This window comes from Pseudoalteromonas sp. SCSIO 43095, assembly GCF_023650455.1.
GTDB classification, from domain to species: Bacteria; Pseudomonadota; Gammaproteobacteria; order Enterobacterales; family Alteromonadaceae; genus Pseudoalteromonas; species Pseudoalteromonas tetraodonis.
In genome coordinates this window covers 642,303-669,041 of sequence record NZ_CP087995.1, presented here as the reverse complement: position 1 = coordinate 669,041, position 26,739 = coordinate 642,303, and the positions used below count along the sequence as shown (strand labels likewise).

Sequence of the window (26,739 nt, the reverse complement as noted above, 5' to 3'; positions counted from 1 at the left end):
AAGCACAAAACATGCCAAAAATTAAAACCAATTAAAACAACGCTTTAAGTAAAATAATTAAGCAGTCAGAGTTTTGACAGCCCTAAATTCAAGTGATTGAACTTAGGGCTTATGGGGGTTATGCTGGGAGGGAAATACCTAAATCGCGCATTTGCGCTAATTTGTAACGCAAAGTACGCGGGCTAATACCTAAGGTTTCGGCGACCTCTTTGCGTTTTCCTTGGCAGCGTGCCAAGGTTTCTAAAATAATACGATGTTCTTTATCTTTAAGCTCATCTTTGTAACTGCCGGTATCGATGGCTAACAAATCATTTTTTTGCTCATCTGCAGACGCTGCTTTTTCATCATAATAAGCGTTACTGAGACTACTTTTTACAGGCTCAAAGTCAGCTTTAGTTTCAGCCACAAAATGCGTTGGGGCTAGATTTTCGATAAAAATAGCATGCTCATCAATACTATTTCCACTGCGTAAAATTAATGCTCGCTGAATAACGTTATCTAGTTCGCGTACGTTACCGGGCCAACTATGGCTAAGCAGTTTTTGCTCTGCACTGCTATCTAAATACGCCATTGGCTCTTTGCTTTTACTTAAGTGACGTTCAATCAAATGTTTAGCCAACACAATAATGTCACCTGGGCGCTCACACAGTGGTCGCCACAGCAGTGGGAAAACATTGAGTCGATAGTATAAATCTTCGCGGAACTGGTTATCAGCAACTGCTTCTTTTAACTCTCGGTTACTTGTGGCAAGCACACGTACATCCAGTGCAATGGTTTTACGACCACCTAAACGCTCAACTTCACGCTCTTGCAATACCCGCAGTAATTTGGCTTGTAAGCCTAAATCCATCTCGGTAATTTCATCAAGTAAAATAGTACCGCCCTGTGCTTGTTCAAACTTACCAGGACAAGCTTGAATAGCACCTGTAAACGCGCCTTTCTCATAACCAAACAAAGTAGCTTCAAGCATGTTTTCAGGAATAGCAGCACAGTTAATCGCAACAAACGGTTCATTACAGCGTTTTGATTTGTCATGAATATAACGCGCCAGTACTTCTTTACCAGAGCCACTTGGCCCAAGCACCATCACACTGGCATCTGATCGAGCAACTTTACCTGCAAGTTCGAGTAATTGAATACTACTAGGGTCGGCGACAATGGGCCCGTCTGTTTCTTTTTCTTTTTCTGGTAAGTAACGACTCACCATATTCAATAGCACTTCTGGTGAAAATGGCTTAGCCATATAATCAATCGCGCCTAAACGCATAGCCTCTACAGCATCATCAATAGTGGCATAGGCCGTCATCATTAGTACGGGTAAATCAGGGTAATTTAATTTAATACTACGTAATAAATCTAGGCCGCTCATTGCGCCCATTTGTACATCACTGACCACCAATGAAAATACTTCTTTTTTTAGTAGCAACATGGCTTGCTCAGCACTATTGGCGGCCATACAGGCTATACCTGACATTTCAAGCGTATCAATTAATGCTTCACGAAGTCCGGCGTCATCTTCTACAACTAAAATAGTGTTACTCATTGTGACTCCCCTAATTTAGATGTGACACTAATAGGTAGCAACATACTAAAAATTGCTCCCCCTTGTGGGTTGTTGTTTGCTTCAACACGTCCCTGATGTGCACTGGCCACTGAACTTACAACGGCAAGTCCTAAACCAGTACCTTGGCTTTTAGTGGTATAAAAGGGTTCAAATATTTTTTCACTTTGAGCTAAATCAAGCCCAGGGCCGTTATCACTAACACTAATGCGGACATAATCAGGGTCTTGCGTATCACGCAAAGCACTAAGATGTACTTGTGCACCACTGCCAATGACTTGAATACTATTATGAATTAGGTTTTGAATTGCGCTTGCCAATGCTGTTTTGTTACCCATAATTTCAATATCGGGTTCAGGTAAGCTCACATTTAATTCGCTATCATTGAGCGCTACCATAGCATCGGCACCGGCTTTAACTTCACTTAGTAGCTGTTGCATCGACACTTGCTCAACAACTTGCTGATCACCACTTTTAGCAAATAACAGCATGTCGTTTACTTGGGTTTCTAAATCTTTTAAACGTGACATTAATTTAGTATGAAAACTGCCGCGAGACGCTTCGGGTAAGCGTTTTGAGCCTAAATTTGCGGCATACAACATAGCCGCTGATAACGGTGTGCGTACTTGATGGGCCAAAGATGCCACCATTTTACCTAACGCACTTAAACGCTGCATATGCGCGACTCGCTTTTGTAAGCGTCGGGTTTCGGTTAAATCGGTCATTAATATAAGTTGCCCAGGCTCTGGCGCAAGTGCAGTAATATCGAGCTTTATTAAGCGTCCATCTTTTAACGACACTTCATGACCATCATCTTGATGAGGACGAAATGAGCGCTGAATAACGCTAAACCACTTCTCACCTTCTAATGGCTCGCCGAGCATATCGATAGCTATTTGGTTTGCCTTAGCGATCATTCCTTTACCATCGAGTACAATTACGCCCGCAGGCATGGTATCAACTAGATGAGAGAGCCAACTTGCTTGTTGACGCAAATCACTCAACTCACCAACATACTCCTCTTGCAGTAAACATGGGTTATACTGATTAGCAGAAATAAACTGAGGTTTTAGCACACTTGCAAGGGCCATAATCAACTCTCTAAAATAATGTAGATACACTGGCTAATGCACAATATGTACCAAAATTATTTCCTTATAATATCAACAACTTAAACAATTAAAATACGTGTCGTAAAAATGACGCGCTAAGGAATAAGTATGAAAGAAGAAGCTCAGTATCGCTGTCCATGGTTAGATACTTCAAAACCAGACTACGTGGATTACCATGACCATGAATGGGGCGTACCTGTGTATGACGATCACCTACTTTTTGAGTGTTTAACCTTAGAATCGGCACAAGCAGGGTTAAGTTGGTACACCATATTAAAAAAGCGCGCTAATTATAAAAACGCCTTTGCAAACTTTGATGTAAATAAAGTAGCGGCCTTTACTGAGCAGGACCTAGAAACATTAATGCAAAATGAGGGAATTGTTCGCAACCGCTTAAAAATAGCCGCAGCAATTAATAATGCAAAGTGCTTCATAGCTATTCAAAAAGAGTTTGGCAGCTTTAGTGATTACCAGTGGCGGTTTGTTGGCAATAAACCTCAGGTAAACGATTTAGAGACGCTTGCGGATTACCCTGCAGTTACTGAAGCATCAACGTTATTTGCAAAAGATTTAAAAAAGCGCGGTTTTAAGTTTTTAGGCCCAACCACAGTGTATGCCTACATGCAGGCGTGCGGTATGGTTAACGATCATAGTAATAATTGTTTTAGAAAAGAAGAAGTTAAAAAACTCGGCTAGGAGCGGGTTTCGGGTTACGAGACGCGAGGTAAACCCGCTGACAAGTATAGCGCTGAGTTTGCATTAAACACGGTGTTTAGTTTTTCTAACCTAACACCTTACACCTGGTACCTAATATCGGCACTTACTCTTAATCCCTAGACAAGTTATATTTTTTCATTTTTTCGACCAGAGTGGTTCGTCTTACACCAAGTACTTCAGCAGCACGGGCGACAACGTAATCAAAGCGCTCTAATGCCTGTGTGATTAAGTTAATTTCAAGCTCAGCTAAGTACTCTTTAAGCTCAATACCTTCATCGGGCAATAAACCAGGTGCGGCTTGAACAAAATCATCTTCTAGATCTATTTCATCTTCGCTAAATCCGCCACTAAAAATATCATTAAAAGCATCACGCTCCATCAGCTCTTCTGGGTACTGTGGCTCATAGGCTTCAACTTCAATGTAGCGGTATTTATTAGGTAAGTCAGGAACATCCACCACCTTATCTGGAAACATAATAACCATGCGTTCAACAAGGTTCGCCAGCTCACGAATATTACCCGGCCAAGCATGTTCTTTTAAACTATCAATAGCACGCTCTGTAAACTTAGCCGTAACCCCGCTTTGTTCATTTACTCGGCGCATAAGCTCTTTAAGTAGTAATGGTATGTCTTCTGCGCGTTGAGCAAGAGATGGGCTCTCAATAGGAAAAACATTTAAGCGATAGTATAAATCTTCTCTAAATGAGCCTTTTTCTATCATGCTTTCAAGGTCACGGTGGGTTGCAGCAATCACACGCACATCAGCTTGGATCGCTTTGGTACCACCAACGCGCTCATAGCTACGCTCTTGGAGCACTCGCAGTAACTTAACCTGCATTTGCAGTGGCATATCCCCTATTTCATCTAAAAATAGCGTGCCACCTTGCGCTAACTCAAAACGGCCTTTTCGTGCTGAAATAGCCCCAGTAAACGCGCCTTTTTCATGACCAAATAGTTCACTTTCTAATAGCTCAGCAGGAATAGCCCCACAGTTTACTGGAACAAAAGGCCCTTTATTACGTTTAGAAAGCAAATGTACGTTACGGGCAACTACTTCTTTACCCGTGCCCGACTCACCTAAAATAAGTACGTTAGCATCGGTTTTAGCAACTTGAGTAATTAAAAAGCGTAAATCTTTTACCGCTTTGGTTTCACCTACAAGGCCATCAAAGGTACTTTTTTCTTTATTGTGTTGATGCTCATGAGGGAGCATACGCTGATATTGCTGACAATCATGTAGTAACTGGGTAGTAACTTCATGAGTAAATGGCTCACAAATTAGTCCAACAACATTAGCCAAACTCAACAAAGGTTTAAGCGTTTCACCTATCAGTAAAAAAGGAAATGTTGGGTATCGTTTAATTAAACTTTCGTGATCTAAAGACTGCAAAGCACCTAACACCACAATACATTCTTTGTTTTGATAGTGGCTACATGCCTGTTCAAAGTCAGCTTCAGTTTGCAATTGTACCGCTTCACCAATAAAAGTAAGGGATGCATATAATCCAATAGAGCGATTGTTATTATTATCTAAAATTAAGATCATCTTTAGCGAGCCATTTATTTCACTAATTTGTTTTATTAATCAAATTGTAAGCCAGTTGGATTTGGATGCAAGTAATAGCGGCAATTTTTTGACATTAACGCCAAAAAACAGACACTTTAATTAAAGCAACAATACTTAAGGATTAACCATTAAGTATTAAGGTTGTAAAGGCCCCCTACATTCGCATAATAAGTTAATCGCAAAGCTTAATACTTAAATTAGAGATGTAAAGTCACTTTATAATAAAAATATTCACTAATAGTTACTTAAGTTGCTGTCTTAAATGCCGATAAGTAAGTATATATAAATGCTTGGCATTATAATTGCTGGCATTGTATTAATATTTTTAGTTATCAAAATTTAGGATCTTCTCATGGCACATGCATCAATAAAAAAATACGGTCAAGTTCGTGCAAGCAGTATTAGCGAAATGACACCTTACGAACAAATAAACCTAATTTTTAGTAACATTATCGGGCGCTTAGCTGCAACCAAAGGGTTTATTGAACGCAAAGAAATTAAAAAAAAGGGCGAAAACATTTCAGCCTGTATTTTACTTTTTGGCGCATTACAAGACGCACTTAATTTTGACATTGAGCAAGGCTCAGAAATTTCAGACAACTTATTAGCGCTATACGACTATTGCCAGCGTACACTAACTAAAGCTAACTTAAATAACGATACAGCAGCAATTATGGAAGTTTCTAGCATAGTGAAAGAAATAAAAGAAGGGTGGGATAATATTCCTGCTAGCGAACGCTCTCCTGCAGTTTAATTTATTATGCCTTTAATAACTGACCAACAGCCAGCAGAGCAAATTAAACAATTGCTCTGCGAGCTTGAAACACTGGTAAATAACAACGATGCTGACGCGGCAGCTTTACAGCTTGAAGCGTTAAATACGTGTTTAAAAAGCTGGTGCGAAAGCAATGAGCAGCCAAGTAGTGACGAACTTATAGCAACACAAGCGCATATTAATGCTATTTTAACTCAAGCTAATATCCATAAAGACGACTCGTTTAAAGCCTTGTTAAAGCATAAAAAATCAGACAAAGCGATCAGCGCTTACAAAAGCACTTAAAAAGACAGTTAGCATAATAGGAAGTAAATTAAACGAGGGTGTTGCCCATTGCTCTTCTCTAAAGCGCAGCGCCCTCTTAACCTCTTTGTGAGTAAATCACTTAAAGCCTTTTTGCACTGTTTTAATCTGTTTAACGCAAAAAGTGCGGTATTGTTGTGATTAAATAAAACCGCACTTATAAAACTAAAAACTGCCTTTTCGCAAGCTCAGTATTTGCCTTAGCCTAAAGACTAATATATTCCCTAAAGCCTAACCCTTAACTACTTAGACTTTCTAACTACGCCTGGCATATTATCTAACTGAGATTGAAGATAATTACTGGTTGAATTTAAGCCTGCTACTAATAAATCCATGCTGTTGTACTGCGCATAAAGGCGCGACTCTAACGACTGCATTTTACGTGCAAACGATACTCGTTCGTCATCAATCCCGCGAAGCTGGCCTTCTTTACTGTCTATGCGGTTTTGAATTAAGCCATCAGACTTAGTATAAAAGTTCATTAGCTCATCAAACGACTGGGCAAAACCGCCTTCGTCTTTATTTTCGTCAATAAAAAACTGCTGTACTAAATCAACATCATTTTTTACTTGCTCGTCTAAGCGTTCGCTATCTAAGCTTAACTTACCGTATCTGTCGGCTTCAACACCTAACTGCGATAGCGATAAAGAGTTACCATCGCCTAAGTCAACACTGTTGGTAATTTCTTGCCTTAACTTTGACATAACACCACGCAGCAGTGAATCACCCGCCATTACGCCAGCGCCATCTTCGCCAGATTTACCCAAGTTTTTACTTAGCTCTAACAGCTCGTTATAACTTTCGATAAACCCATTTAAGCCAGCTTTTATATTATTGTTATTTTCTTTAACAGTTAACTTACTTAGGTCGTCGTCAACATCGTGTGCTTTTTTAGCGGTAATAGTCACGCCATCAATCACGTTTTTAAATTCGTTAGTGCTGCTAGTTACTGTTACTGTGCCGTCAATAGTTATTGACGCATCAACAGCGGCAACTACTTCGCTCACATTTTTTATTCCTGCGGGTGCAGGGTCAAACGCTAAACGCGAAAGGCCTAAGGTATCGGTGTTGTTAGCATCGTCATCAGCCACTGCTATTTTAATTTGGTTTTCAAGCCCACTGGTTTGAGCCGAAAACACTAAGCGCTGGCCAGTATCATCGGTAATTATGGTGGCGTTAATGCTTTTGTTATCTTTACTGTTGTTTATTGCATCGCGCACTTCGCTTAGCGTTGCAGTGTCTGATACTGCAATATCAAAGCTATTATCGCCCGAGCTTAACGTCATGGTGCCAGCACCAACAGGGTTGGTGGCATCAAATGCACTCGACATTATTTTATGCTCAGTGGCTAAATTATTTACTTTTACTGAGTAGCCACCTGGTTGAGCGTCTTTGTCTGAGCTAAGCGATATAAAATCATCATTACCTGACGCGGTGCGCTTTTGGTAGTTATCAACATCGCCGAGGGCGGTCATAGATTCTTGCACTTTCTCAAGTGCAGCTTTAAGCGCACCCACAGCGGAAATATCGGTAGTTAAGTTAGCTTCTTTTTTATTTAAACGTGATTCAAAAGGCGCCTTTTCGGCATTAACCAATGCACCCACAATTTCAGATACTTGTAAGCCTGAACCTAACCCTGTAAACGAAATAGCCATGTTTATACCCCTTTACACTATTAAATAAAAAACAAAAAACTTAAAAAACGCAGCTGCTATTTAGTTATATACTTATATAGCTATATCGTTTGGTCAATTAATAAACCCGCAGTTTCAGACAACTTAGACACTAAACTTAACACTTCTTCCGAAGGGTATTGTTTAATAACATCGCCAGTTGCCTTATCGAGCACTTTAATTACATCGCGGCCTGAGTCTTCATCTACTTGAAACTGCAAGCTACGGTTCATCTCCCCCATAAAATCCTGCAATTGTTGCGCCATTTTTTCAAGCTGTTCACGCTCTAACGGTTGTTGCTGCGTAGCAGTGTCGGCATTACTTTGATATTGCTGTGCTTGTGAAGCACTTTTTTTAACATCGTCAATGGCACTAGCCGTTAGTACCGTAGCTGTTTGCCCTACTTTACTTTCGCTAGCTTGCCCTGCGTTACTTGCCGTTACTAAAGCTTCTGCGCCTGAGGTAATTGTATTCATAACGCCTCCTAAATAGTTTTAAACATTGTACACTATTTATCAATTAGCTTAATTTAGTAAGTTAAACGACAAAAGGAGATGAACAAAGCCATCTCCTTTTTAAAATTACTAATACTGACTTTTAATATTAGTTAGCTATTAACCTAATAAGCTAAGTGCTGCTTGTGGTAACTGGTTCGCTTGCGACAAGATTGACGTACCTGCTTGTTGCAATATTTGGTTTTTCGTCATTTGCGCTGTTTCAGTTGCAAAGTCAGTATCTTGAATACGGCTACGTGATGCAGATACATTTTCTTGAATATTTGCTAAGTTACTAATCGTGTGGCCAAAACGGTTTTGTATAGCACCTAAATCGGCACGTTGATCATCTATCATTGCTATTGCATTATCAATAATAGCTAACGCATCTTGCGATCCAGATTGAGTACTAATATCAACAGTATCAACTGCAATAACAGAGCTTGTATCTACATCTGTATCAGCAGCTAATAAATCACTATCTGCTTGTGCGGTAAACGTTGTCGCTGAGTTAAGCTGAACTGCGCCATAAATACGTGCAGTATCATCAGTTGTTCCATCACCACTTGTCAATGTTATGGCACCTGCGGGAGCATCAGTTCCATCATAACCTTGGGTTGTGATGGCTAATGTCGTAGAAGCGTCTGAAGTAGCATGCCCCGAATGGTTTTTTGCATTGAAATTTTCAATATTAATATCTTTGCCAGTGTCACTGGTAATTATAAGCTCATCATTTTCAATTTTTGCAGCAACTCCATGATCTGCGGTACCCGCATTAATTGCTTGTGCCATAGCATCTCTATCCAATGACGCATCCGCTTGGCTGTCAAAACTTACCGTTTCACCGTTTAAATCGAAAGTGTAGCTACCGAAGTTAGTAGCATCACCTGGATCAACGATAGGAGGCGTTGCTAACACAAGTGTGGCTTGTGTTCTAGCTTGAGCGCTTATACCCGTTGTATCTGCTACTTTATTAATTGCCTTGGCTGCATCTGCTGCAGAGGAACCCGCATTGATTGTTACATCAACCTCTTTGCCAGCACGGCCTGTAAGAGTATACTTTTGTGCAGCAGTAATATCGTGTGTGACTGCCGTCAGGTCTGTTCCTGCTGTTGATGCTGCGCCAAAGCCCGTTGAAGCACTTTGCAAATTCATTTGGTTTGAACCAATGTCCTCTGCCGCTACACTTGTAAGTGACAGGTTGATAGTTTCATTCGCATTAGCACCTACTTGAAATGCTTTACTACCAAAGCCACCATTTAATAGTTGTTGCCCGCCAAATGAGGTTGTGTCAGCAATACGCGTCAACTCAGATTGCAAAGCTGACACTTCTTTTTGCAATGAAGCACGCGCATCTGCAGAGTTTGAACCATTCGCTGATTGCAGTGCTAATTCACGCATACGTTGTAAAATACTTGTAGACTCTTGCATCGCACCTTCGGCAGTTTGTGCCATTGAAATACCATCGTTAGCGTTACGCTGTGCTACACCTAGGCCGTTTATTTGCGATGTTAAACGATTTGAAATTTGCAGGCCGGCGGCATCATCTTTTGCGCTGTTAATACGCATCCCTGATGATAAACGTTCCATTGATGTTGCTAAATTAGAACCTGATTGAGACAGGTTACGTTGAGCGTTTAGTGAAGATACGTTTGTGTTTACTGAAATCATAATAAAACTCCTGATTACTTTCGTAACATTGCTTATTTTAATTTAACCAAGAGCTGTTACAAATGTATGCTCAGCTCCGTACTGATTAAGTTAACGGCAGGAAGTAAATTATCTTTAGAAGTATTTTAAAAATAAATTAATTTATTTGCTCAGTAAAGGGTAACAACTTGTTTTAAAATAATAAATAGTTATTTATTAATTTTTGTAATGCATATAGTTATGTCGCTAATAACTTTTACTATCTAAAAAAACGCACTTCAAAGTGAAGTGCGTTTATAAGTATTTTTTGGTGAAGCTAATAGTTAACCACCTAGTAAGCTAATTGCTGCCTGTGGTATTTGGTTTGCTTGGGACAATATTGAGGTTCCTGCTTGCTGTAATATCTGATTTTTAGTCATTTGAGCCGTTTCTGTAGCAAAATCGGTATCTTGAATACGGCTACGGGAAGCTGACACATTTTCATGAATGTTTGCAAGATTACTAATCGTATGACTAAATCTATTTTGTGCAGCACCTAAATCGGCACGTTGGTCATCTATCATCGCTATTGCATTATCTATAATAGCTAGAGCATCTTGAGAGCCTGCTTGAGTAGCAATATCAACTGTGTCAACCGAAATAACTGAACTAGCAAATTCACTATTAGCAGTTTCAGCTAATAAATCACTAGAAGCCTCTGCTTTAAACGATGTAGATGAATTTAACTGTATAGCCCCATAAATACGAGCAGTATCATCAGTCGTTCCAGCAGCACCGCTAGTTATTGTAACAGGTGTTGATTCAGCCCCATCATAACCCAATGTAGTTATTTCTAATGTAGTTGATGCATCAGTATCAGGTGCTGAGTCAATACCATTTTTAGCATTGAAGTTTTCAATATTAATATCTTCGCCAGTATCACTGCTAAGTATAAACTCATTGTTTTCAATTTTTGCAGATACTCCATGATCAGATGTACCCGCATTAATTGCTTCAACCATTGCATCACGGTCTAAAGTTGCATCATCTTGACTAACAAAAGAAACTGACTCACCGTTTAGTTCAAACGAATAACTACCATAAGAAGGGTTTGCAGGATCAGTCGTTGTATCTGATGTTGGAAGCGTTCCTAGCTCTAGCTTAGCCTGAGTTCTTGCTTGCGCAGTTACACCTGTAGTGTCTGAAACCGAATTAATAGCTTTTGCAGCCTCCTTAGCACTTGCTCCAGCGGTTATAGCAACTTCAACAGCATCTCCACCTCTGCCAGTAATAGTATATGTTTGATCATCAATATCGTGAGGAACGTCTGTTGTTAAATCTGTGCCGGCAGCCGATGTTGCGCCATAACCTGTTGTAGAGCTTTGCAAATTAATTTGGCTTGAACCAATATCTTCTGCCGCCACACTTGAAAGGGACAAATTAATAGTTTCATTAGCATTAGCACCTACCTGAAACGCCTTAGAGCCATATGTACCATCCAGCAGTTGCTGCCCACCAAAGGAGGTTGTTTCAGCAATGCGAGTAAGTTCTGATTGTAATGCAGAGACTTCTTTTTGTAATGCTGCACGTGCGTCAGCAGAGTTTGAACCATTTGCTGATTGAAGTGCTAATTCACGCATTCTCTGCAAAATATTGGTCGACTCTTGCATCGCACCTTCTGCGGTTTGCGCCATTGAAATACCATCGTTAGCATTACGCTGAGCAACGGCTAAGCCATTTATTTGCGATGTTAATCTGTTTGAAATTTGTAGGCCCGCCGCATCATCTTTAGCGCTGTTAATACGCATCCCCGATGCTAGGCGCTCCATTGAGGTGGCTAAGCCTTCACCTGATTTTGCTAAGTTACGTTGTGCGTTTAATGACGACACATTAGTATTTACTGTTAATGCCATTTTACCATCTCCTAGATTTAAACAGAGTGTGGTTCAAAACATCTTGCAGGAACCACCAATCAGATGACTATTACAAAGCAGGTTTTATGCCAACTATAAAACAAATTTCAATGCGTTGTTTTATATACAAAAAGAAATGGAAAAACGTTATATTTTAAAAGTAAAACCACGTTTTATAGTGGCAGATTAATAAATAGTGACAGTTTTTTGCCGCCTAGGTTAGAAGGGTTACTGAAGGTTGTGAGTTACTTTTAAAGCGGCGCTCTCCTTATGAATAAGTCACTTAAAACTTTTTGCACAAAGAGAAAACAATGAGAGTAAATAAGAAAGTGCCAAATAGTTAAAAACCAAAAAGCGCGGTATAAAACCGCGCCTCCATCGACAAAAACGCCTAGCTTGGCTTGTTTTTGCCTAAAACCTGATACCTGACGCCTAAAACCTGCTCTTAACCATTAAATATAATCAAATAACGAGAGTTTGGCTAAGCGGCCAAAGGTGGCTTGCGAGGCTTGCAGTGCGGTTTCTTGTTGAGTGAGATCGCTAATGGCTTTTGCCATATCTACTTCAAGCAGGCTTGAACGATTACTTTGGTTTTGAATGTCTAGCGCAGAGTTAGAGTCGGTTACTCTTTCTAGCACATTCATCCGCCCACCTAAACTCGCTTGGGTAAACACAACTTGTTCGCTGGCGTTTTGCAGCTGCGTTACGCCATCGTTAAGTACTTGCTGAAAATCATCCCCCTCAAGCGTGCCATTATTTAAACCTGTAATTAAACCTTGTAGCGTATTAAGTACGTTTTCTTTGTGGGGTTTTTCTAGGCTAAAATCGAGCTGCTGCCCAGGTGCTGCGCCGGTTAGCTGAATTTTCATTCCGGCAAACTCTATTGGCTCGTCGGTTACATTTCCGCTAACTGGTGGTATTTGCGCTACTCCATCACGTAAAATTTCATACTGATCCGGATCGCCAGGGTTAGCACCCGCAGTAACCACTACATTAAAAGTATTTGCTGTGGCTGACACTAAAGGGTCTGGATCAGGGTTATATTGCTCTTTATGAAACTGATCGAAAACACCTTGTTTATCTACATAAACAGAACCCGTAAGCGTACTTGATGCATCGCCTGTGTTAGATGCTACATCGAGGCGTGCATTGGTTTTTTCAAAGGTGTCGTAGCCGTTGTCGCTAGATTTAATCGACACACCTTCGGCAATAGTAATTTTATGCTGGCCTTGATCGCCTTGGTAATTGTACTTGCCGCTAGCGGCATCAAACTGATACGGTTGCGTGCTGTCTTGGTAGCCTGAAAATATATATTTACCGTCTTCGGAACGGGTGTTCATTAAATTAGCTAACGTTTTTTGTATTTCGGTTAGCTCCGACGCTAACGACTTTAAATCGTCTTTACTGTACGCGCCATTACCTGCTTTTAAGGCAATATCTTTAGCTGCTTGAATACTTTCGTTAATACCTTGCAGTACGCTTTCTTCGATTTTGAGTCGGCCATTGAGCTGATTAATATTTTTTGTATATTGCTCATTACTTTGTATTTTATTGGTATACAGCATAGCTTGCGATATATCGGCAGGCGCTTCTGAAGTAGATAAATACTTTTGTTCAGTATTTACTCGCTCTTGTGCGTTTGCTACGCCATTTTGATTTTGTAGTATTTTATTAATGCTGTTTTGATACATTAAGTTATTTGATAAGCGCATAATTACCTCGCGGCACTAAGTAAAGTGTCAAAAATAGAACGTGCAGCAGAAAGCACCTGAGCTGAAGCTGCGTAAGATTGTTGAAAGCGCAGCAAATTAGCTGCTTCTTCGTCAAGGTTTACCCCAGATAACGACTCGTACCATGCCTCTGACTGCTGTGCGAGTGCGTCGAATGCTGCGCCGTTTGTTTTAGCTTGGCCTGTTACCACGCCAATGTCGGTTACTAATCCGGCATACGCTTGGTTAAACGTTTTATGGTTATCGGCATCTGAGCTTGAAACAACATTTTGACGCACAAAGTCACCGTTTTGTAACTCAGCTAATTTTAAACCGTTGCGGTTATCGTCAAAGCCGCCTTTGTTAAACTCTAACGTAAAGCTATCGCCCGTTGCTGGTACGCCTTCAATATTAAAATCAAAGCCATAACCATCGTATGGTGCCCCGGCTTGAGCGAGTATATTGTTAGCAGGCGGTGTAACCGTAAACGTAGTTGTACCATTACCATCAGTAAGTTGATATTCATTAGCATTGGCTGTTTTAACAATGCTAATAGGGCCATTTGCTAAATCCAAAGGATTACTAAAACTACCCGTGGTTACATCGGTGACATTACCCGGTGAAATACTGCCTGTGCCTGTATTATCAAGCCCGTCTGCTGTTCTAATTGGAGAGGCCAAGGCAATGTCTTCGCCCCGACCTGTTGTCAGCGATATATTACCTGCCGTGCCACTATTAAGTTTTACCTGAAATTGGTCACCGGCATTACCGGCTCCGGTTACGTTTAGCTCTAAACCAAACGACTCCCCACTGGTAATAGCGGCTGAATCGATAATGCCACTGGGTGGGATAGTTGCTAAAGAGGCTGTGCCTAATGGTTCACCTTTATTATCAATAGGCTGAATACTTACTTCGTTAGGATTACCCGTATAAGTGATCACAAAGTCACTCGCTGGCAGTTCACTGCCTTTACCAGCCTCAACGGTTGCTGAGATATTAGCTGTTCCGCTATTGGCTTGATAAACAAAAGCACTGACCGTTGGGATATCAAAAATATCCCCTCCAAGCTCACCGTTTGCATCCATACCTAAACGGTTTTGCTGATTAAACGAATCAGCAAGCGCAATGCCCATTTGGCCTATTTGATTTTGCGCAGGTACTAAAATATCGTCTCTGAAGGCAAGTAAACCACCTATTTTGCCTTTTAATTTACTGGCATCAACTTCAAGCGGCACAGCTTTGCCGCCATTTACATCTAAGCGCAGTTCTTTAAAGTTTGGATCCGGGTCGCCGCGCATCGAAAACAAGTTAAACGAGCCGTTTTGCATTACAACGGCTTCACCGCTGCCCATAAACACTTGTTTTTCACCATTGGGGCCATCGAGTGTTTCTATATCAATCAGCTCAGATAAATCGCGAATTGCTTTATCACGCTCATTGTAAGCTGAGCTCGCATCGGCTTCATTCCTGGTACCATGAACACCCGCAATTTCTTGATTCAGCGAACTAATACTTTCAATAAGCGTATTAGCCTCTTCAGAAAAGATTTCTAATTGCTCATTAACAACCGCTTTTTGCTCAGAAACAATACCTGCAAGTCGGTCCATTTGATCAACTAAATTTTGTGCATCACTCATCACTAATGAACGAGCAACTGTTGAGGAAGGTTGATTAAGCGCTTCTTGCACGTTATTAAACATTGAGTTGATACTAGTTGATAGGCTATTTGATTTTTCTGAAAAAATTTGATCAACCCGACTCGCTTCACTAACGAATTGATCAAAAAAACTTTTATTTGAAGTATCTCGATTTAATTGCTTTTGCGCAAACTCATTCAATAACCGGTACGTTTGACCACGGCCCACCTGATTATCAATCATGGTGGTAAATTCGGTGCGCTCACGTACATACCCTTCGGTATTAACATTTGAGATGTTTTTACTTGTCGTTTGCAATAACTCAGAGTTTGCTCTTATTCCTGAATTTGCAATATTTAATAAATTAAACGACATGTTACTCTACTCCTTGGCGGATCACGCTTGTGGCGATATTCTTCAATTCGTTACTGTTTAACACCCTTTTTATTTTGTCAGCATAATTAGGATCGGTTGCATAACCGGCTTGCTGTAAAGAGTCTAAGAACTTATGCGGCTTTGCCGTATTGTTTAATGCATCTTGATAGCGCGGGTTTTGTGTTAAAAAATCTACAAAATCATTCACGCTATCTTTTATCGAATCATACGCTCTAAAGCTTGCTTGCTTTTTAACTGCAGCACCTTGCTCAAACTCTAAAGTGACCTTACTGGCCTTTTCACCCTGCCAACTTTTATCTGACTTAATATTGAATAAGTTGTTTGAGCTATTACCATCACCTTTACTAATAATATGTTTACCCCAACCAGTTTCTAATGCCGCTTGCGCGACCATAACCGCCGGATTTAAACCAATTTTTTTAGCCGCTGTTTTTGCGTGTTCCCACACGGTGCTTACAAATTCCTCAGCATTTTCAAATGTCTTAGGCGCTGTGTTTTGTTCGCTTTTTTCAGTTGAATCAACGAGCGGTGCTTTTTCAATGACCTTTTGGTTTTCTTGATGAGGTAAGGTGCTACCCGCACGTTGGTCACTAAAGAAATCTGACGTTGTACGAAGAACAGAGCCTGGCATAAAGTTTTTTCCATCTGGCGATAGTTGCTGCACAATTAAATCTGCAAGCCCCAAAGAGCCATTTGATGAAAGCTCTGTGGCCATTTGTTGGTCGTGCATTTCTTCAAAAAATTTCACGCCGCTAGCATTAAACGGGCTTTCTTTATCTTCAAAAGCCTCATTAGCTTTACGCATACTTTTAAGCAGCATTTGGGTGAAAATAGCTTCAAATTGTGCCGCTGCTTTTTTTAACGCCGCTTTAGATGCATCGGTTGATGCATCACCGCTGTTTAAAGCATCTCGACGCAAAGAGTCTAAGTTGCCTAAATCAAAAAAGTTTTGCTTATCTAGATGATTTGTTTCCATCAGCTTTTTGACACAATAATTAATAATTCTTAGTTAAATGCAATAATTGAGCCAAGTGAAGTGAAAGGTTCTAGGTTCTAGGTTCTAGGTTCTAGGTTCTAGGTTCTAGGTTCTAGGTTCTAGGTTCTAGGCAGAAATTAAACTAAGTGAGAGACGCGAGGTAAACTCGCTGCTACTTATTGTGTAGGTTTATATTGCTGAGGTAACAGCGGCTTTATGCCGCGTCTTTTTTTAGGTTAACTGTTAAAGACCCTAAATAGGGTCTTATAAAACTAAATTACAACAAGCTGACCATTTATGGCGCCGGCTTCTTTAAGTGCTTCAAGAATCGCCATTAAATCACCAGGAGCAGCGCCAACTTCATTAATTGCGCGAACTAAATCATCAAGACTCACACCAGGATCAAATACAAAAGCGCGTGAATCATCTTGATTAACATCAATAATACTTTGCTGTGTAACAACGGTTTCGCCTTCTGCTAACGGGTTTGGCTGCGCCACATTTTGTTGCTCAGCAATCGTGACTGTTAAACCACCATGGGTAATTGCCGCAGGTTGTAATTTTACATTTTTGCCTATAACGATGGTGCCGGTACGCGAATTAACAATTATTTTTGCCGAAGTATCCGCAGGCTTAAATTCTAAGTTTTCAAGGGTCGATAAATACGATACGCGCTGCGAGGCATCTCGTGGCGCAACAACCCGAATAGAGGCGGCATCGAGTGCTTGTGCGCTATTTGGGCCGATTAAATCATTAATGGTTTTCTCTAAACGTTTTGCGGTTGTAAAGTCCGGACGGTTTAAATTAAAGGTAATATAATCGTTTTGCATAAATGGGCTTTTAACGGCACGTTCAACCGTGGCACCGTTTGGCACACGCCCTACGGTTGGCGTATTAATCACGACTCGGCTACCATCTAGGCCTTCAGCACCTAAGCCACCAACAATTAAGCTCCCTTGTGCAATAGCGTATACATTACCATCAACCCCTTTTAAAAATGTTTGTAATAACGTACCGCCACGTAAGCTTCCCGCACTACCAATTGATGACACAGTAATATCTATAGTTTGCCCTGGCTTTCTAAATGGAGGGAGTTCAGCATGGACCGCGACTGCGGCAACATTTTTAATTTTTGGCTTTAGGCTTGTTGGTAACGTAATACCAAAACTATTAAGCATACCTTTGAAGCTTTGCTCGGTAAAACGGCTTTGCTCACCGGTACCAGGTAAACCAACAACTAAGCCATAGCCTACTAATTGGTTTGAGCGCACTCCTTCGACCATAGACACATCTTTAATCCGCTCAGCACTGGCAGTATATTGCCAGCCTAGTAGCACCATAAAACAAAAAACTTTAAAACCATTCATGTTGAATGTCCTCTAAAAGGGAAACAATGAGCTACTAAAGAAACGCGTTAACCAACCCGGGCTTTGTGCCTCTTGAGTTTGACCCTTACCTGAATACTGAATACGCGCATTCGCAATACGATTAGACTCAACGGTATTATCAGCATTAACATCTTGTGGACGCACTAACCCCTCTAAGCGAATAAATTCTTCACCGGTATTTAGCGTTAGCCATTTTTCACCACGAATCACTAAATTACCATTTGGTAATACTCGCATCACGTTAACCGAAATATCGCCAACTAGGCTGTTTGATTGATTTGATTTTGAGTCACCTTTAAACGACGCATCACTACCAACCCCAAATTGAATACTATCGCCACCAATATTAACCGGTAAACCACCTAAACCAATAACAGGATCGAGGCTAGCATCTGTTTGTTTATCTGTTTCTGTTTTAGCCGCTTTTGTGGCTTGGGTTGACTCTTGCAATTTAACAGTAATGATATCGCCTGTTCTAAGTGCTTTTTTATCGGCATATAAGTCATTCGATAACTGAGTACTGAATAAAGAGCCAGTTGCTACCACTGGCTCCATATTAGGCTCAGGATACATAGGTGCATAGTAGGGATCGTCCTGCACTACTTCATTATTTTGTGTAGATACACAACCGCTTAACAGTAAAGTCCCTACTGCAAATAACATAATATTACGCATACAATCCCCCAAAACTATAATTGTTGATTGATGTAGCTCATCATTTCATCAACCGCTGAAATTACCTTTGAGTTCATTTCGTAAACTCGCTGAGTTTCAATCAAATTAACCAACTCTTCGGTCACATTTACATTTGATGTTTCAAGTGAACCTTGAATAATTGTACCTAGGCCCTCAACCCCCGGATTACCTTGAACAGGCGCACCACTTACTGCAGTTTCGGTATAAAGGTTTTGCCCTATAGGCTCAAGGCCCGACGGATTAATAAAATCACTAATCGTGATTTGACCAATAACCACGTTTTCGGCCTGACCTTTTACGCGAACTGACACTTCACCGTCTTGAGATACGGTGATCGACTGTGCATCGTCAGGTACATTCATTTCAGGCTGAACAACATAACCAGCACCCGAGGTTACAACACGCCCCTCACCGTCGGTGGTAAACTGGCCGTTACGCGAATAAGCAATATTGCCATCTGGTTGCAATACTTCAAAAAAGCCAGGACCTGAAATCATCCAATCTAATGAATTTTCAGTGGTGAGCATATTACCTTGCGAAAAGTTTTTTTGGTTAGCCACCACCTTAGTACCCGCACCAAGCATTAAACCTGACGGCATTTCGGTATCTTGTGATGAACGACCGCCTGGTTGATTAATATTTTGGTAGAGTAAGTCTTCAAAAATAGCGCGGCTTTTTTTGTAACCCACTGTACTGGCGTTCGCTAAGTTATTTGATATAACCGATATATCAGTTTGCTGAGCGTCAAGCCCTGTTTTACTTATCCATAATGCTGGATTCATAATAATATCCTCACGTTAAAGTTAAACGATGCGCATCAGCTGTTCTTGACGTTCGTCAATCTCTTCAGCGGTTTTCATCAGTTTTACTTGTAATTCAAATTGGCGTTGATGACTGATCATATCGACCATTTCATGCACAGGATTTACATTCGATTTTTCTAATGTGCCACCTAATACTTGTACATTGGCTGATGTTTCAACTATTTGGCCTGGTTTAGCTCTAAATAAGCCATCGTTACCCTTTTCGAGCGTGGCGTTGTTTGCATCAACTACTTTTAGCCGATCAACTTCTTCTAAAAAGTTAGCCGGTGCACCTTGAGGGCGAACTTGAATAGTGCCATCTTTGCTAAATTCAATTTTTTCAATCGGTACCGGTAATATGACGGGCCCACCTTCGCCAATAACTTGACGACCGTCGCTGGTAGTTAACATACCTTCAGCCGTTATATTTAACGAACCCACTTTTGTGTAGGCTTCATTACCAGAGGCATCCTGAACACTCAGCCATGCGTTATCACTCATAGCAATATCGAGGCTACGGCCTGTTTCGACAACACCGCCCGATGTCATGTTTGATCCTGGGCGCTCCTGCATAGCAAAAACACGAGTCGGCAAACCTTCACCGAAAGCCTGCATTGACCGTGCTTGCGCAAAATCAGATTTAAACCCAGTGGTATTCGCATTTGCCAAATTATTGGCTTTAAGAGCAAGCCCTTGCATGCTTTGTTTAGCGCCAGATGCCGCTATGTAGACCATTTTATCCATAACATCGACTCATTAAGAAATCTATGTATGAGTAAATGCAATATAAGTGCCAAATTAAATTTAAGTGTGAATAAGATTTTAGAAGAGGAATAAAAAAGGCTGCACTAAGCAGCCTTAGTAAATCAAAACATGATTATCTGATCTGAAGGATGTTTTGTTGAATAGTTGAGTTAACCTCAAGCGCACGAGAGTTTGCTTGGAAGTTACGCTGCGCACTAATCAAATCAACCAGCTCATTGGTTAAGTTTACGTTAGATTGCTCAAGAGCTGACGAGTTAATGTTGCCTAGTGTGCCTGAACCTGGCTCACCCGCTATTGGCTCGCCCGAGGTTAAACTTTTTTTCCATGAAGTATCACCTACTTGCTGCAAACCTTGTGAGTTTGAAAAGCGCACCATGGCAACTTGACCTAAGTAAGTTGAATCACCATTACTGTAAGATGCAACAACTTTTCCATCTGTACCAATATCAATACCCGCTAAGCGACCTACTGTCGCACCATCTTGCTCTAGTGCTTTCACCTCAAAGCGACTCGCATATTGAGTAGGCGTTTTATTTGCAGTACCGGCCTCATCGCGCCAATTAATCGCAATATCATCAAATTGTGCGCCATTAGATAAAATACCCGATAAATTAGCTCCGGTTAAATTAACATCAGTAAAGGTTGGACCAACATTTGGAGCACCATTAGTCGTTGCAGGCAAACCGCTAGCATCAAACCCAAAGGTACTTAGCGGGCTTGGTGTTGCTGTCGCGGCACCAGTTGCATCAAAGGGAGTTTTATCAAGCGTACCATGTACTTGCCATTCATTAGGCGCTGTTTTTACAAAAAAGAATTGTAGAACATGTGGCTCACCAAGTGAGTCATACATTGTGGTCGATGTCGAAGAGTTATAAGTAGTACTGTCTGTTGCATCAAAAGGGACAGCTATTACATCTTCTCGAGAATCGACGTTAAATGATGTATAAACGTTTGAAGTAGAGCGCGGAGAGCCCGAAGAATCGGGTATTTGTAAAGCAGATGAAGTACTAAGACTTACAGAGGTCGTATCACCACTAACTTCATCAACTGGGAAGCTTTGTAAAAAATTACCTTTAGCATCTACAACAAAGTTATCTTTATTAAGCTTAAATGCACCCGCACGCGTGTAGGTAAAGTCTTGTGCGCCTAAGTCTTGACTGGTAGCAAAATACCCCTCACCGGTAATCGCTAAATCCAGTGAATTATTAGTAAACTGCAGCGACCCTTGATGAAACTGCTGGGCAACCATAGTGGTTTGTACACCATCACCATTTTTCGTTTTACCAGCGCTAAATACTGATGATGCGTATACATCAGCAAATTCAGCGCGAGACTCTTTAAAGCCCGTGGTATTTACGTTGGCAATATTATTGGCGGTAACATCTAAATCTTTTTGTGCGGCAGCAAGGCCTGTTAATGCAATATTGAAGCTCATAATTAACCTCTAACCTAAAAAATATTTAGCCTATTGGCTAAAAAATACATAAAATCTATTACGCGATTTCTGCGACATCAGTCAGCCTAACCGCACCTTCTTTTGTGTTAATAATAATGCCGCTTGAGCCATTAATATTAACACTCTCAATATTTTTGAATGAGGCAATTGGTAAGCTAGAGAATTCGCCATCCGTACTGCCTTCAGCTTTAACCTTGTATTCACCAGGAGGAAGTCGTTCACCCGCTTCGTTTTTACCATCCCATGCAAAGCGAACCGCACCTGCAGGCTGCGTGCCTAAATCAATAGTTTTAACTAATTGCCCTGATGCATCTTCAATACGAAGCGTTAAATTGTCTACCGGCTTTTCAGCAACAATCGCTCCCTTTACCTCACCCGACTCATTAAGCTCAAGTGTGTCAGACTCCAGCAGCGCTTGCTTACCGACCAATGTTGATGCTTGCAATGCTGAATTTGATGTCATCGACGCAGCTAAAGACTCAAAGTTAGAGTTTAAATTTGAGATCCCTTCAGCCATAGTAAAGTTTGTCATTTGTGCAATCATCTGATCGTTATCAGCTGGTTTGCTGGGATCTTGATATGACAACTGCTGTGTTAACAACGAAAAGAAATCTTCTTGGGTTAACGCATCACTCTCTTCTTTTTTTGGCACTTGCTTATCTTGCCAACGTAAAGAGTCCATATAGGATGAAGAAGTACTAATATCGTTACTCATGAGCTACCCTCAGTTACCGCTGACCTAACAGCAGTGTTTTACTTAACATTTGCTTAGCTGCATCAGCAACTTGAACATTTGTCTGATAAGAGCGAGAAGCAGAAATCATATTTGCCATCTCCTCAACAACATTCACGTTGGGTTTGTAAATATATCCATTTTCATCCGCACTCGGGTGATTTGGGTTATATTCGATTTGTAGTGGTTTATTACTTTCAACCACTCCTAACACTTTTACACCAACGGCAGAGCCCTGTGGGTTGCTTGCTGACGCTGACGCTTTTGTAAGCTCCGCAGCAAATACAGGTTGTCGCGCTCGGTACGTCTCATTTTGCGAAGAGCTAATTGTATTGGCGTTAGAGATATTACTTGCCGTGGTATTTAATCGCACGTTTTGCGCGCTCATACCTGAACCAGCAATATCAAACACATTATATAAACTCATAATTAGGCTCCTTGACTACCGAGGGCTTTTTTCAGGCCTTTAAATTTACCATTAAGAAACTGGACACTGGCCTGATACTCCATAGCATTCTGTGTATACAAGTTCCGTTCCACTTGTATATCAACAGAGTTACCATCACCCGTATCTGTTTGATTTGGCGTACGAAATAATTCATTACCACCTACACTACGGGTACCACCGGCAATGTGTTTTTCATTGGTTCTTACCATGGTATTGCCGCTTAGTTGGTTGGACTTTGCCGTTTTTAATGCTGAGGCAAAGTCGATATCTTTTGCTTTATAGCCGGGCGTATCAGCATTTGCGATATTAGTAGCGAGCATTTCTGCTCTTTGCGAACGGATCAACATCGCATGCGGATGCACGCCTAATGCTTTATCAAAACTGATAGCCATAACTACCTCCAAAAAATTGACTCAGTACCGATAAAGCAATAAATGAGCCAGCAGTGAAAATAGTGATAATAAAAACAAAAAACGACGCAATGGGCGTCGTTTAGTGGAGGGATAATATATTTATGAAGGTCATTTTTTTTGGTAAATGATACCAGGGTTACAACGCACCATATCAAAGTCAGTACTTAAACCAGACATAGACTCCGACGCACCTAAAAATAAGTACCCCTTAGGGTTAAGTGCTTGAGAGAATTTTGCAATTATTTTGGCTTTCACCTCAGGTGAAAAGTAAATTAAAACATTACGGCAAAATATAATATCGAACTTACCCATTAAGGCGTACGAATCGAGCAAATTTAAATGCCTAAAGCTCACTTGCTTTTTCAATGAATCAACCACTTGTGCCATGCCATTGCCGCTGTCTTTAAAAAACTTTTTACGGCGCTGTGCAGAGAGTCCGCGAGACAATGCCAATGCGTCATATTCAGCATGTTTACATATATCAAGCATGGTATTTGATATATCTGTACCAATTATTTGTGCACCCATTTTTAAAACACCAGGGCTGCTGGATTGAAACTCAGCAACCGACATCGCTATTGAGTAGGGTTCTTGTCCTGATGAGCTCGCCGCAGACCATATTTTTAATGGCCTATTTAACGTTTTAAACTCAGGGAATAATCTGGTTTTAAGTAACTCAAACGGATACTGATCTCTAAACCACAATGTCTCATTGGTTGTCATGGCATCAACAACGGCTGCGCGCAGCTGGCGCTCATGTACACCTAGCGTTTTACTTACCAGTTCAGATAACGAATCAACATTAAATCGAGACATTAATGGTGCCAAACGGCTCTTTACTAAATACTGCTTATTTTCACCTAAAACAATACCGCACTGTTGTTCTAAAAATAAGCGAAATTGATCGTATTCATTTTGCTGTAAATCTTTATTAGTCAAATCAATAACACCTATGTTTATTAATCACGATGAACCCATTTATTAACGGCTGTTGCAAGCTCGTCTGGGTTAAATTTTGCAATAAAATCATCTGCTCCTACTTTTTCAATCATCGCTTGATTAAAAACACCACTCAATGATGTGTGTAAAATCACATGTAGTGGCGCGAGCTTAGGATTAGCTTTGATTTCTGCAGTCAGCGTATAACCATCCATTTCTGGCATTTCTACATCAGAAATCAGTAGCCCTACTCGCTCTGTAATATCATTTACGCAATCGAGCTCTGCAATTTCTTTTAATCTTATTAAAGCTTCTTTACCATTTTTAGCCAACTCAGTTGTTACACCTAATGGTTCCAATGCTCGTTTTACTTGATTTCGCGCAACAGCCGAATCATCAGCAATAAATACTATTCTCTCGCCTAAATCTTTTTGTATAGTGCCTTGCGAGGCAACATCATCACTTACCGTAGTATTAACTGGGCAAATTTCGTTTAAGATTTTTTCTACGTCGAGTATTTCTACCAACTCATTTTCAATTTCAGTGACGGCTGTTAAATAAGAATAACGCCCTGCTCCTGATGGCGGTGGCATTATTTTTTCCCAGTTCATATTAACAATTCGCTCAACACCACCAACTAAAAAACCCTGCACTGTGCGGTTATATTCTGCAATAATAATAAAACTGTCTTCAATGTTTTTAATGGGCCGCCCGCCTACAGCCATCGATAAATCAATCACTGAAATAGTTTGGCCTCGAATGTGTGCTACACCACGAATATAAGCATTAGATTTTGGCATGCTGGTTAATGGAGGGCATTGAAGAACTTCTCTTACTTTGAACACATTAATGCCAAAGCGCTGACGCCCATTAAGCTTAAATAACAATAACTCCAAGCGGTTTTGCCCAACCAACTGTGTACGTTGGTTTACTGAGTCTAAAATGCCGGCCATTTAATCTCCTAAGAAAACAAATATAAGGAACGATAATTGCTTTCAATTAATAAAGCGTCATAACACAACGGGGGCGTCTAAATTCTGACGCAAAATATTTATACCCTGTTTGCAACCATAAGCATAGTCGAAACATTATGAGTTTGTTAAAAAAAACCAGAAGATACAGTGTTTTTTATTTTCTTGCTAGCCTCTGCTTCACTTTACCACTAAAGGCTCAAGTATTTAGTAAAGAATCGCTACAAGAAATGGCTGTTTCTTATGTTGCTCAAAAAGCAGTAGCTACAAATGATAACAAAATACAGTTCAGTGCATTACCGTTAGATAGCCGCATACCTGATCGCCATTGTAACTCAGAACTAGCGCTAGAAACCCCAAGTGAGCCCCCATTTAATCGTCAGGTCACCATTCAGATAAAATGCAACGATAATGAGAACTGGGCACAATACGTGCACGTTAGAATCACTGAATCAGCACCGGTTGTAGTTGCAACTACTAACTTAGCACGAGGTGAAGTGATTACTCCATCCCATTTAAGTATTGATATGCGCCCTGTGCACTTTATACGTGTTCAGTATCTTGATGACCCTGCACTACTTATTGGTAGCCGCAGCAAACGTAATATTCGTGAAGGTATGCCAGTACTACTTAATCAAATTTGTATGGTTTGCAAAGGCGACTCTGTCAACATTTTTGCCAACATTAAAGGGTTAAGAGTAAAAACCACGGGTGTTGCATTAGAGGATGGCACCTTGGGTGAACAAGTACGAGTAGAAAACAAAAAGACAGGTAAAGTTTTAAATGCGCGTGTAGATGGTGTAGAGTCAGTTCAGGTAAATATTTAATATAAATTTATGCTAAAGTATCTTTAATAAATGCCGATATAAAGGCATCAGTTGGGTAATAAATGGGCTTTTATTATGGTCGGTCAAGTAAATAAATCAAATCAACAACCGAGTGTTTTAACAAACACTCAACAGCAAAAAGTTGATTTAAAAAGAGATAATGCAAATACACAGGCTGCACAAACGCCTTCACCTAAAGCTGCAAGCGATTCGGTGAGCTTAACACCGCAAGCTAAGCAATTAAAATCGTTACAAGAGAAAGCGCAGCAGTCTTCTGATTTTGACAGTAACAAAGTTGCTGAGCTTAAAAAAGCGATTACTGAAGGCAAGTATCAAATAGACAGTGAGAAACTTGCCAAAAATTTAGCAGACTTCGAGTTTAATGTTTATGGCTGATCACAATAGTTTAATTACGATTAAACTAAACGAACAAATAAATTGTTTAACAACCTTGAGTGAGCTTCTTACTCAAGAGCTTAATGCTATTGCCTCACGTAGAGGCGAAGGTTTAAAAGAAATTACCCAACAAAAAATGTCTTTTTTAACCAGTATAAGCACCCTTGATAAAGAACTCAGCAAACTAATTGCCAGTAATGATCAGCAAACAGATGAAAACGCTGACTTAATAAAGCTAACTCGAGAAAAGCTTGAGCAGTGTCAAAAACAAAATGAAGTTAACGCTCACGCAGCGCACCAGGCACAGTTAAGTGTTAAGCAACTGAAAGGTATTTTAATTGGTGCACCTTCGTCTATGACCTACGATCAAGCTGGTAGCGTAGTAAATACCGATAACAGCATTGTGCGAAACCTTAAAGCCTAAAAAAGAATACCCATAAAA

The 26,739-nt window shown here is 40.5% G+C and carries 26 protein-coding genes; 6 read left to right on the top strand and 20 right to left on the bottom strand.

Translation table 11 applies throughout. The annotated features are described in order from the left end of the window. Nucleotides 1-118: 118 nt before the first annotated feature. A complete protein-coding gene (locus LOC50_RS03105) occupies nucleotides 119-1,543 on the bottom strand; it encodes a sigma-54-dependent transcriptional regulator (RefSeq protein ID WP_250653605.1) in 1,425 nt (474 codons plus the stop codon). Then, the gene (locus LOC50_RS03100) at nucleotides 1,540-2,652 is read right to left on the bottom strand and encodes a sensor histidine kinase (protein ID WP_069438714.1); all 1,113 of its coding nucleotides are present in this window, start codon (nucleotides 2,650-2,652) and stop codon (nucleotides 1,540-1,542) included. Before LOC50_RS03100 ends, LOC50_RS03105 begins: the two co-directional genes overlap by 4 nt. Before the next feature lie 129 nt (nucleotides 2,653-2,781). Here LOC50_RS03100 and LOC50_RS03095 point away from each other — a divergent pair, with 129 nt between their 5' ends. Continuing rightward, nucleotides 2,782-3,369, top strand: coding sequence for a DNA-3-methyladenine glycosylase I (locus tag LOC50_RS03095; RefSeq protein WP_250653604.1), 588 nt, complete (start codon nucleotides 2,782-2,784; stop codon nucleotides 3,367-3,369). Nucleotides 3,370-3,499: 130 nt separating this feature from the next. On the opposite strand, the gene LOC50_RS03090 is transcribed toward LOC50_RS03095, so the two are convergent. Further along, nucleotides 3,500-4,936: a sigma-54 dependent transcriptional regulator gene (locus tag LOC50_RS03090; protein WP_036981723.1), complete on the bottom strand. Its 1,437-nt coding sequence runs from the start codon at nucleotides 4,934-4,936 to the stop codon at nucleotides 3,500-3,502. Nucleotides 4,937-5,309: 373 nt separating this feature from the next. On the opposite strand from LOC50_RS03090, the gene fliS reads away from it, so the two are divergent. Next, complete coding sequence (gene fliS / locus LOC50_RS03085; RefSeq protein WP_214551947.1) at nucleotides 5,310-5,711, top strand: flagellar export chaperone FliS; 402 nt, start codon at nucleotides 5,310-5,312, stop codon at nucleotides 5,709-5,711. Between the two features lie 6 nt (nucleotides 5,712-5,717). Beyond that, nucleotides 5,718-6,017 (top strand): hypothetical protein, encoded by a 300-nt coding sequence (locus LOC50_RS03080; RefSeq protein ID WP_036981719.1) that lies wholly within the window; start codon nucleotides 5,718-5,720, stop codon nucleotides 6,015-6,017. A gap of 260 nt (nucleotides 6,018-6,277) precedes the next feature. Here the strand turns inward: LOC50_RS03080 and fliD are convergent, their stop codons facing one another. From fliD to LOC50_RS02995, 17 genes are all read right to left on the bottom strand, one after another. Next, nucleotides 6,278-7,690, bottom strand: coding sequence for a flagellar filament capping protein FliD (gene fliD / locus LOC50_RS03075; protein WP_214551948.1), 1,413 nt, complete (start codon nucleotides 7,688-7,690; stop codon nucleotides 6,278-6,280). 80 nt (nucleotides 7,691-7,770) lie between these two features. Further along, a complete protein-coding gene (locus LOC50_RS03070) occupies nucleotides 7,771-8,184 on the bottom strand; it encodes a flagellar protein FlaG (RefSeq protein WP_036981715.1) in 414 nt (137 codons plus the stop codon). A 138-nt stretch (nucleotides 8,185-8,322) separates the two neighbouring features. Next, nucleotides 8,323-9,873, bottom strand: a complete 1,551-nt coding sequence (locus tag LOC50_RS03065) for a flagellin (RefSeq protein WP_284692564.1) — start codon at nucleotides 9,871-9,873, stop codon at nucleotides 8,323-8,325. Nucleotides 9,874-10,175: 302 nt separating this feature from the next. Then, nucleotides 10,176-11,744, bottom strand: coding sequence for a flagellin (locus LOC50_RS03060; protein WP_250653603.1), 1,569 nt, complete (start codon nucleotides 11,742-11,744; stop codon nucleotides 10,176-10,178). Nucleotides 11,745-12,196: 452 nt separating this feature from the next. Beyond that, nucleotides 12,197-13,456 (bottom strand): flagellar hook-associated protein FlgL, encoded by a 1,260-nt coding sequence (flgL, locus tag LOC50_RS03055; protein ID WP_250653602.1) that lies wholly within the window; start codon nucleotides 13,454-13,456, stop codon nucleotides 12,197-12,199. Nucleotides 13,457-13,458: 2 nt separating this feature from the next. Further along, the gene (gene flgK, locus LOC50_RS03050) at nucleotides 13,459-15,465 is read right to left on the bottom strand and encodes a flagellar hook-associated protein FlgK (RefSeq protein ID WP_214551952.1); all 2,007 of its coding nucleotides are present in this window, start codon (nucleotides 15,463-15,465) and stop codon (nucleotides 13,459-13,461) included. Nucleotide 15,466: 1 nt separating this feature from the next. Next, nucleotides 15,467-16,462, bottom strand: coding sequence for a flagellar assembly peptidoglycan hydrolase FlgJ (flgJ, locus tag LOC50_RS03045; protein ID WP_250653601.1), 996 nt, complete (start codon nucleotides 16,460-16,462; stop codon nucleotides 15,467-15,469). A gap of 272 nt (nucleotides 16,463-16,734) precedes the next feature. Then, nucleotides 16,735-17,829: a flagellar basal body P-ring protein FlgI gene (locus LOC50_RS03040; protein WP_250653600.1), complete on the bottom strand. Its 1,095-nt coding sequence runs from the start codon at nucleotides 17,827-17,829 to the stop codon at nucleotides 16,735-16,737. Nucleotides 17,830-17,841: 12 nt separating this feature from the next. After that, nucleotides 17,842-18,525: a flagellar basal body L-ring protein FlgH gene (gene flgH, locus LOC50_RS03035; RefSeq protein WP_013465588.1), complete on the bottom strand. Its 684-nt coding sequence runs from the start codon at nucleotides 18,523-18,525 to the stop codon at nucleotides 17,842-17,844. Nucleotides 18,526-18,539: 14 nt separating this feature from the next. Further along, complete coding sequence (gene flgG, locus LOC50_RS03030) at nucleotides 18,540-19,328, bottom strand: flagellar basal-body rod protein FlgG (RefSeq protein WP_036981704.1); 789 nt, start codon at nucleotides 19,326-19,328, stop codon at nucleotides 18,540-18,542. 21 nt (nucleotides 19,329-19,349) lie between these two features. Next, entirely contained in the window at nucleotides 19,350-20,093 is a 744-nt protein-coding gene (locus LOC50_RS03025) for a flagellar basal body rod protein FlgF (RefSeq protein ID WP_013465590.1), read from the bottom strand. A gap of 133 nt (nucleotides 20,094-20,226) precedes the next feature. Next, nucleotides 20,227-21,549: a flagellar hook protein FlgE gene (gene flgE / locus LOC50_RS03020; protein ID WP_250653599.1), complete on the bottom strand. Its 1,323-nt coding sequence runs from the start codon at nucleotides 21,547-21,549 to the stop codon at nucleotides 20,227-20,229. 58 nt (nucleotides 21,550-21,607) lie between these two features. Next, complete coding sequence (locus tag LOC50_RS03015; RefSeq protein WP_008113070.1) at nucleotides 21,608-22,285, bottom strand: flagellar hook assembly protein FlgD; 678 nt, start codon at nucleotides 22,283-22,285, stop codon at nucleotides 21,608-21,610. A gap of 13 nt (nucleotides 22,286-22,298) precedes the next feature. Continuing rightward, nucleotides 22,299-22,730, bottom strand: coding sequence for a flagellar basal body rod protein FlgC (gene flgC, locus LOC50_RS03010; protein WP_013465593.1), 432 nt, complete (start codon nucleotides 22,728-22,730; stop codon nucleotides 22,299-22,301). 2 nt (nucleotides 22,731-22,732) lie between these two features. Then, entirely contained in the window at nucleotides 22,733-23,143 is a 411-nt protein-coding gene (gene flgB, locus LOC50_RS03005) for a flagellar basal body rod protein FlgB (protein WP_010387869.1), read from the bottom strand. Between the two features lie 129 nt (nucleotides 23,144-23,272). Continuing rightward, nucleotides 23,273-24,103: a CheR family methyltransferase gene (locus LOC50_RS03000; protein ID WP_138626804.1), complete on the bottom strand. Its 831-nt coding sequence runs from the start codon at nucleotides 24,101-24,103 to the stop codon at nucleotides 23,273-23,275. A gap of 20 nt (nucleotides 24,104-24,123) precedes the next feature. Further along, nucleotides 24,124-25,056: a chemotaxis protein gene (locus LOC50_RS02995; RefSeq protein ID WP_036981697.1), complete on the bottom strand. Its 933-nt coding sequence runs from the start codon at nucleotides 25,054-25,056 to the stop codon at nucleotides 24,124-24,126. Between the two features lie 137 nt (nucleotides 25,057-25,193). Here LOC50_RS02995 and flgA point away from each other — a divergent pair, with 137 nt between their 5' ends. From flgA to flgN, 3 genes are all read left to right on the top strand, one after another. Then, on the top strand, nucleotides 25,194-25,901 hold the full coding sequence (gene flgA / locus LOC50_RS02990; protein ID WP_250653598.1) for a flagellar basal body P-ring formation chaperone FlgA: 708 nt from the start codon (nucleotides 25,194-25,196) through the stop codon (nucleotides 25,899-25,901). A gap of 75 nt (nucleotides 25,902-25,976) precedes the next feature. Continuing rightward, complete coding sequence (flgM, locus tag LOC50_RS02985; protein WP_036983407.1) at nucleotides 25,977-26,297, top strand: flagellar biosynthesis anti-sigma factor FlgM; 321 nt, start codon at nucleotides 25,977-25,979, stop codon at nucleotides 26,295-26,297. Continuing rightward, nucleotides 26,290-26,721, top strand: a complete 432-nt coding sequence (gene flgN, locus LOC50_RS02980) for a flagellar export chaperone FlgN (protein ID WP_250653597.1) — start codon at nucleotides 26,290-26,292, stop codon at nucleotides 26,719-26,721. The genes flgM and flgN overlap by 8 nt, the downstream gene beginning before the upstream one ends. Nucleotides 26,722-26,739 lie beyond the last annotated feature (18 nt).

Excerpts from the sequence above, each read along its gene's own strand:
- LOC50_RS03065 (WP_284692564.1), bottom strand. The coding sequence starts at position 9,873 with ATGATTTCAGTAAACACAAACGTATCTTCACTAAACGCTCAACGTAAC.
- LOC50_RS03105 (WP_250653605.1), bottom strand. The coding sequence starts at position 1,543 with ATGAGTAACACTATTTTAGTTGTAGAAGATGACGCCGGACTTCGTGAA.
- flgL (WP_250653602.1), bottom strand. The coding sequence starts at position 13,456 with ATGCGCTTATCAAATAACTTAATGTATCAAAACAGCATTAATAAAATA.
- LOC50_RS03040 (WP_250653600.1), bottom strand. The coding sequence starts at position 17,829 with ATGAATGGTTTTAAAGTTTTTTGTTTTATGGTGCTACTAGGCTGGCAA.
- flgJ (WP_250653601.1), bottom strand. The coding sequence starts at position 16,462 with ATGGAAACAAATCATCTAGATAAGCAAAACTTTTTTGATTTAGGCAAC.
- flgC (WP_013465593.1), bottom strand. The coding sequence starts at position 22,730 with ATGAGTTTATATAATGTGTTTGATATTGCTGGTTCAGGTATGAGCGCG.
- LOC50_RS03090 (WP_036981723.1), bottom strand. The coding sequence starts at position 4,936 with ATGATCTTAATTTTAGATAATAATAACAATCGCTCTATTGGATTATAT.
- flgM (WP_036983407.1), top strand. The coding sequence starts at position 25,977 with ATGGTCGGTCAAGTAAATAAATCAAATCAACAACCGAGTGTTTTAACA.
- flgG (WP_036981704.1), bottom strand. The coding sequence starts at position 19,328 with ATGAATCCAGCATTATGGATAAGTAAAACAGGGCTTGACGCTCAGCAA.
- fliS (WP_214551947.1), top strand. The coding sequence starts at position 5,310 with ATGGCACATGCATCAATAAAAAAATACGGTCAAGTTCGTGCAAGCAGT.
- LOC50_RS03095 (WP_250653604.1), top strand. The coding sequence starts at position 2,782 with ATGAAAGAAGAAGCTCAGTATCGCTGTCCATGGTTAGATACTTCAAAA.
- flgK (WP_214551952.1), bottom strand. The coding sequence starts at position 15,465 with ATGTCGTTTAATTTATTAAATATTGCAAATTCAGGAATAAGAGCAAAC.
- LOC50_RS03025 (WP_013465590.1), bottom strand. The coding sequence starts at position 20,093 with ATGGATAAAATGGTCTACATAGCGGCATCTGGCGCTAAACAAAGCATG.
- flgA (WP_250653598.1), top strand. The coding sequence starts at position 25,194 with ATGAGTTTGTTAAAAAAAACCAGAAGATACAGTGTTTTTTATTTTCTT.
- flgE (WP_250653599.1), bottom strand. The coding sequence starts at position 21,549 with ATGAGCTTCAATATTGCATTAACAGGCCTTGCTGCCGCACAAAAAGAT.
- flgB (WP_010387869.1), bottom strand. The coding sequence starts at position 23,143 with ATGGCTATCAGTTTTGATAAAGCATTAGGCGTGCATCCGCATGCGATG.
- LOC50_RS03070 (WP_036981715.1), bottom strand. The coding sequence starts at position 8,184 with ATGAATACAATTACCTCAGGCGCAGAAGCTTTAGTAACGGCAAGTAAC.
- fliD (WP_214551948.1), bottom strand. The coding sequence starts at position 7,690 with ATGGCTATTTCGTTTACAGGGTTAGGTTCAGGCTTACAAGTATCTGAA.
- flgN (WP_250653597.1), top strand. The coding sequence starts at position 26,290 with ATGGCTGATCACAATAGTTTAATTACGATTAAACTAAACGAACAAATA.
- LOC50_RS02995 (WP_036981697.1), bottom strand. The coding sequence starts at position 25,056 with ATGGCCGGCATTTTAGACTCAGTAAACCAACGTACACAGTTGGTTGGG.
- LOC50_RS03015 (WP_008113070.1), bottom strand. The coding sequence starts at position 22,285 with ATGAGTAACGATATTAGTACTTCTTCATCCTATATGGACTCTTTACGT.
- LOC50_RS03080 (WP_036981719.1), top strand. The coding sequence starts at position 5,718 with ATGCCTTTAATAACTGACCAACAGCCAGCAGAGCAAATTAAACAATTG.
- flgH (WP_013465588.1), bottom strand. The coding sequence starts at position 18,525 with ATGCGTAATATTATGTTATTTGCAGTAGGGACTTTACTGTTAAGCGGT.
- LOC50_RS03100 (WP_069438714.1), bottom strand. The coding sequence starts at position 2,652 with ATGGCCCTTGCAAGTGTGCTAAAACCTCAGTTTATTTCTGCTAATCAG.
- LOC50_RS03060 (WP_250653603.1), bottom strand. The coding sequence starts at position 11,744 with ATGGCATTAACAGTAAATACTAATGTGTCGTCATTAAACGCACAACGT.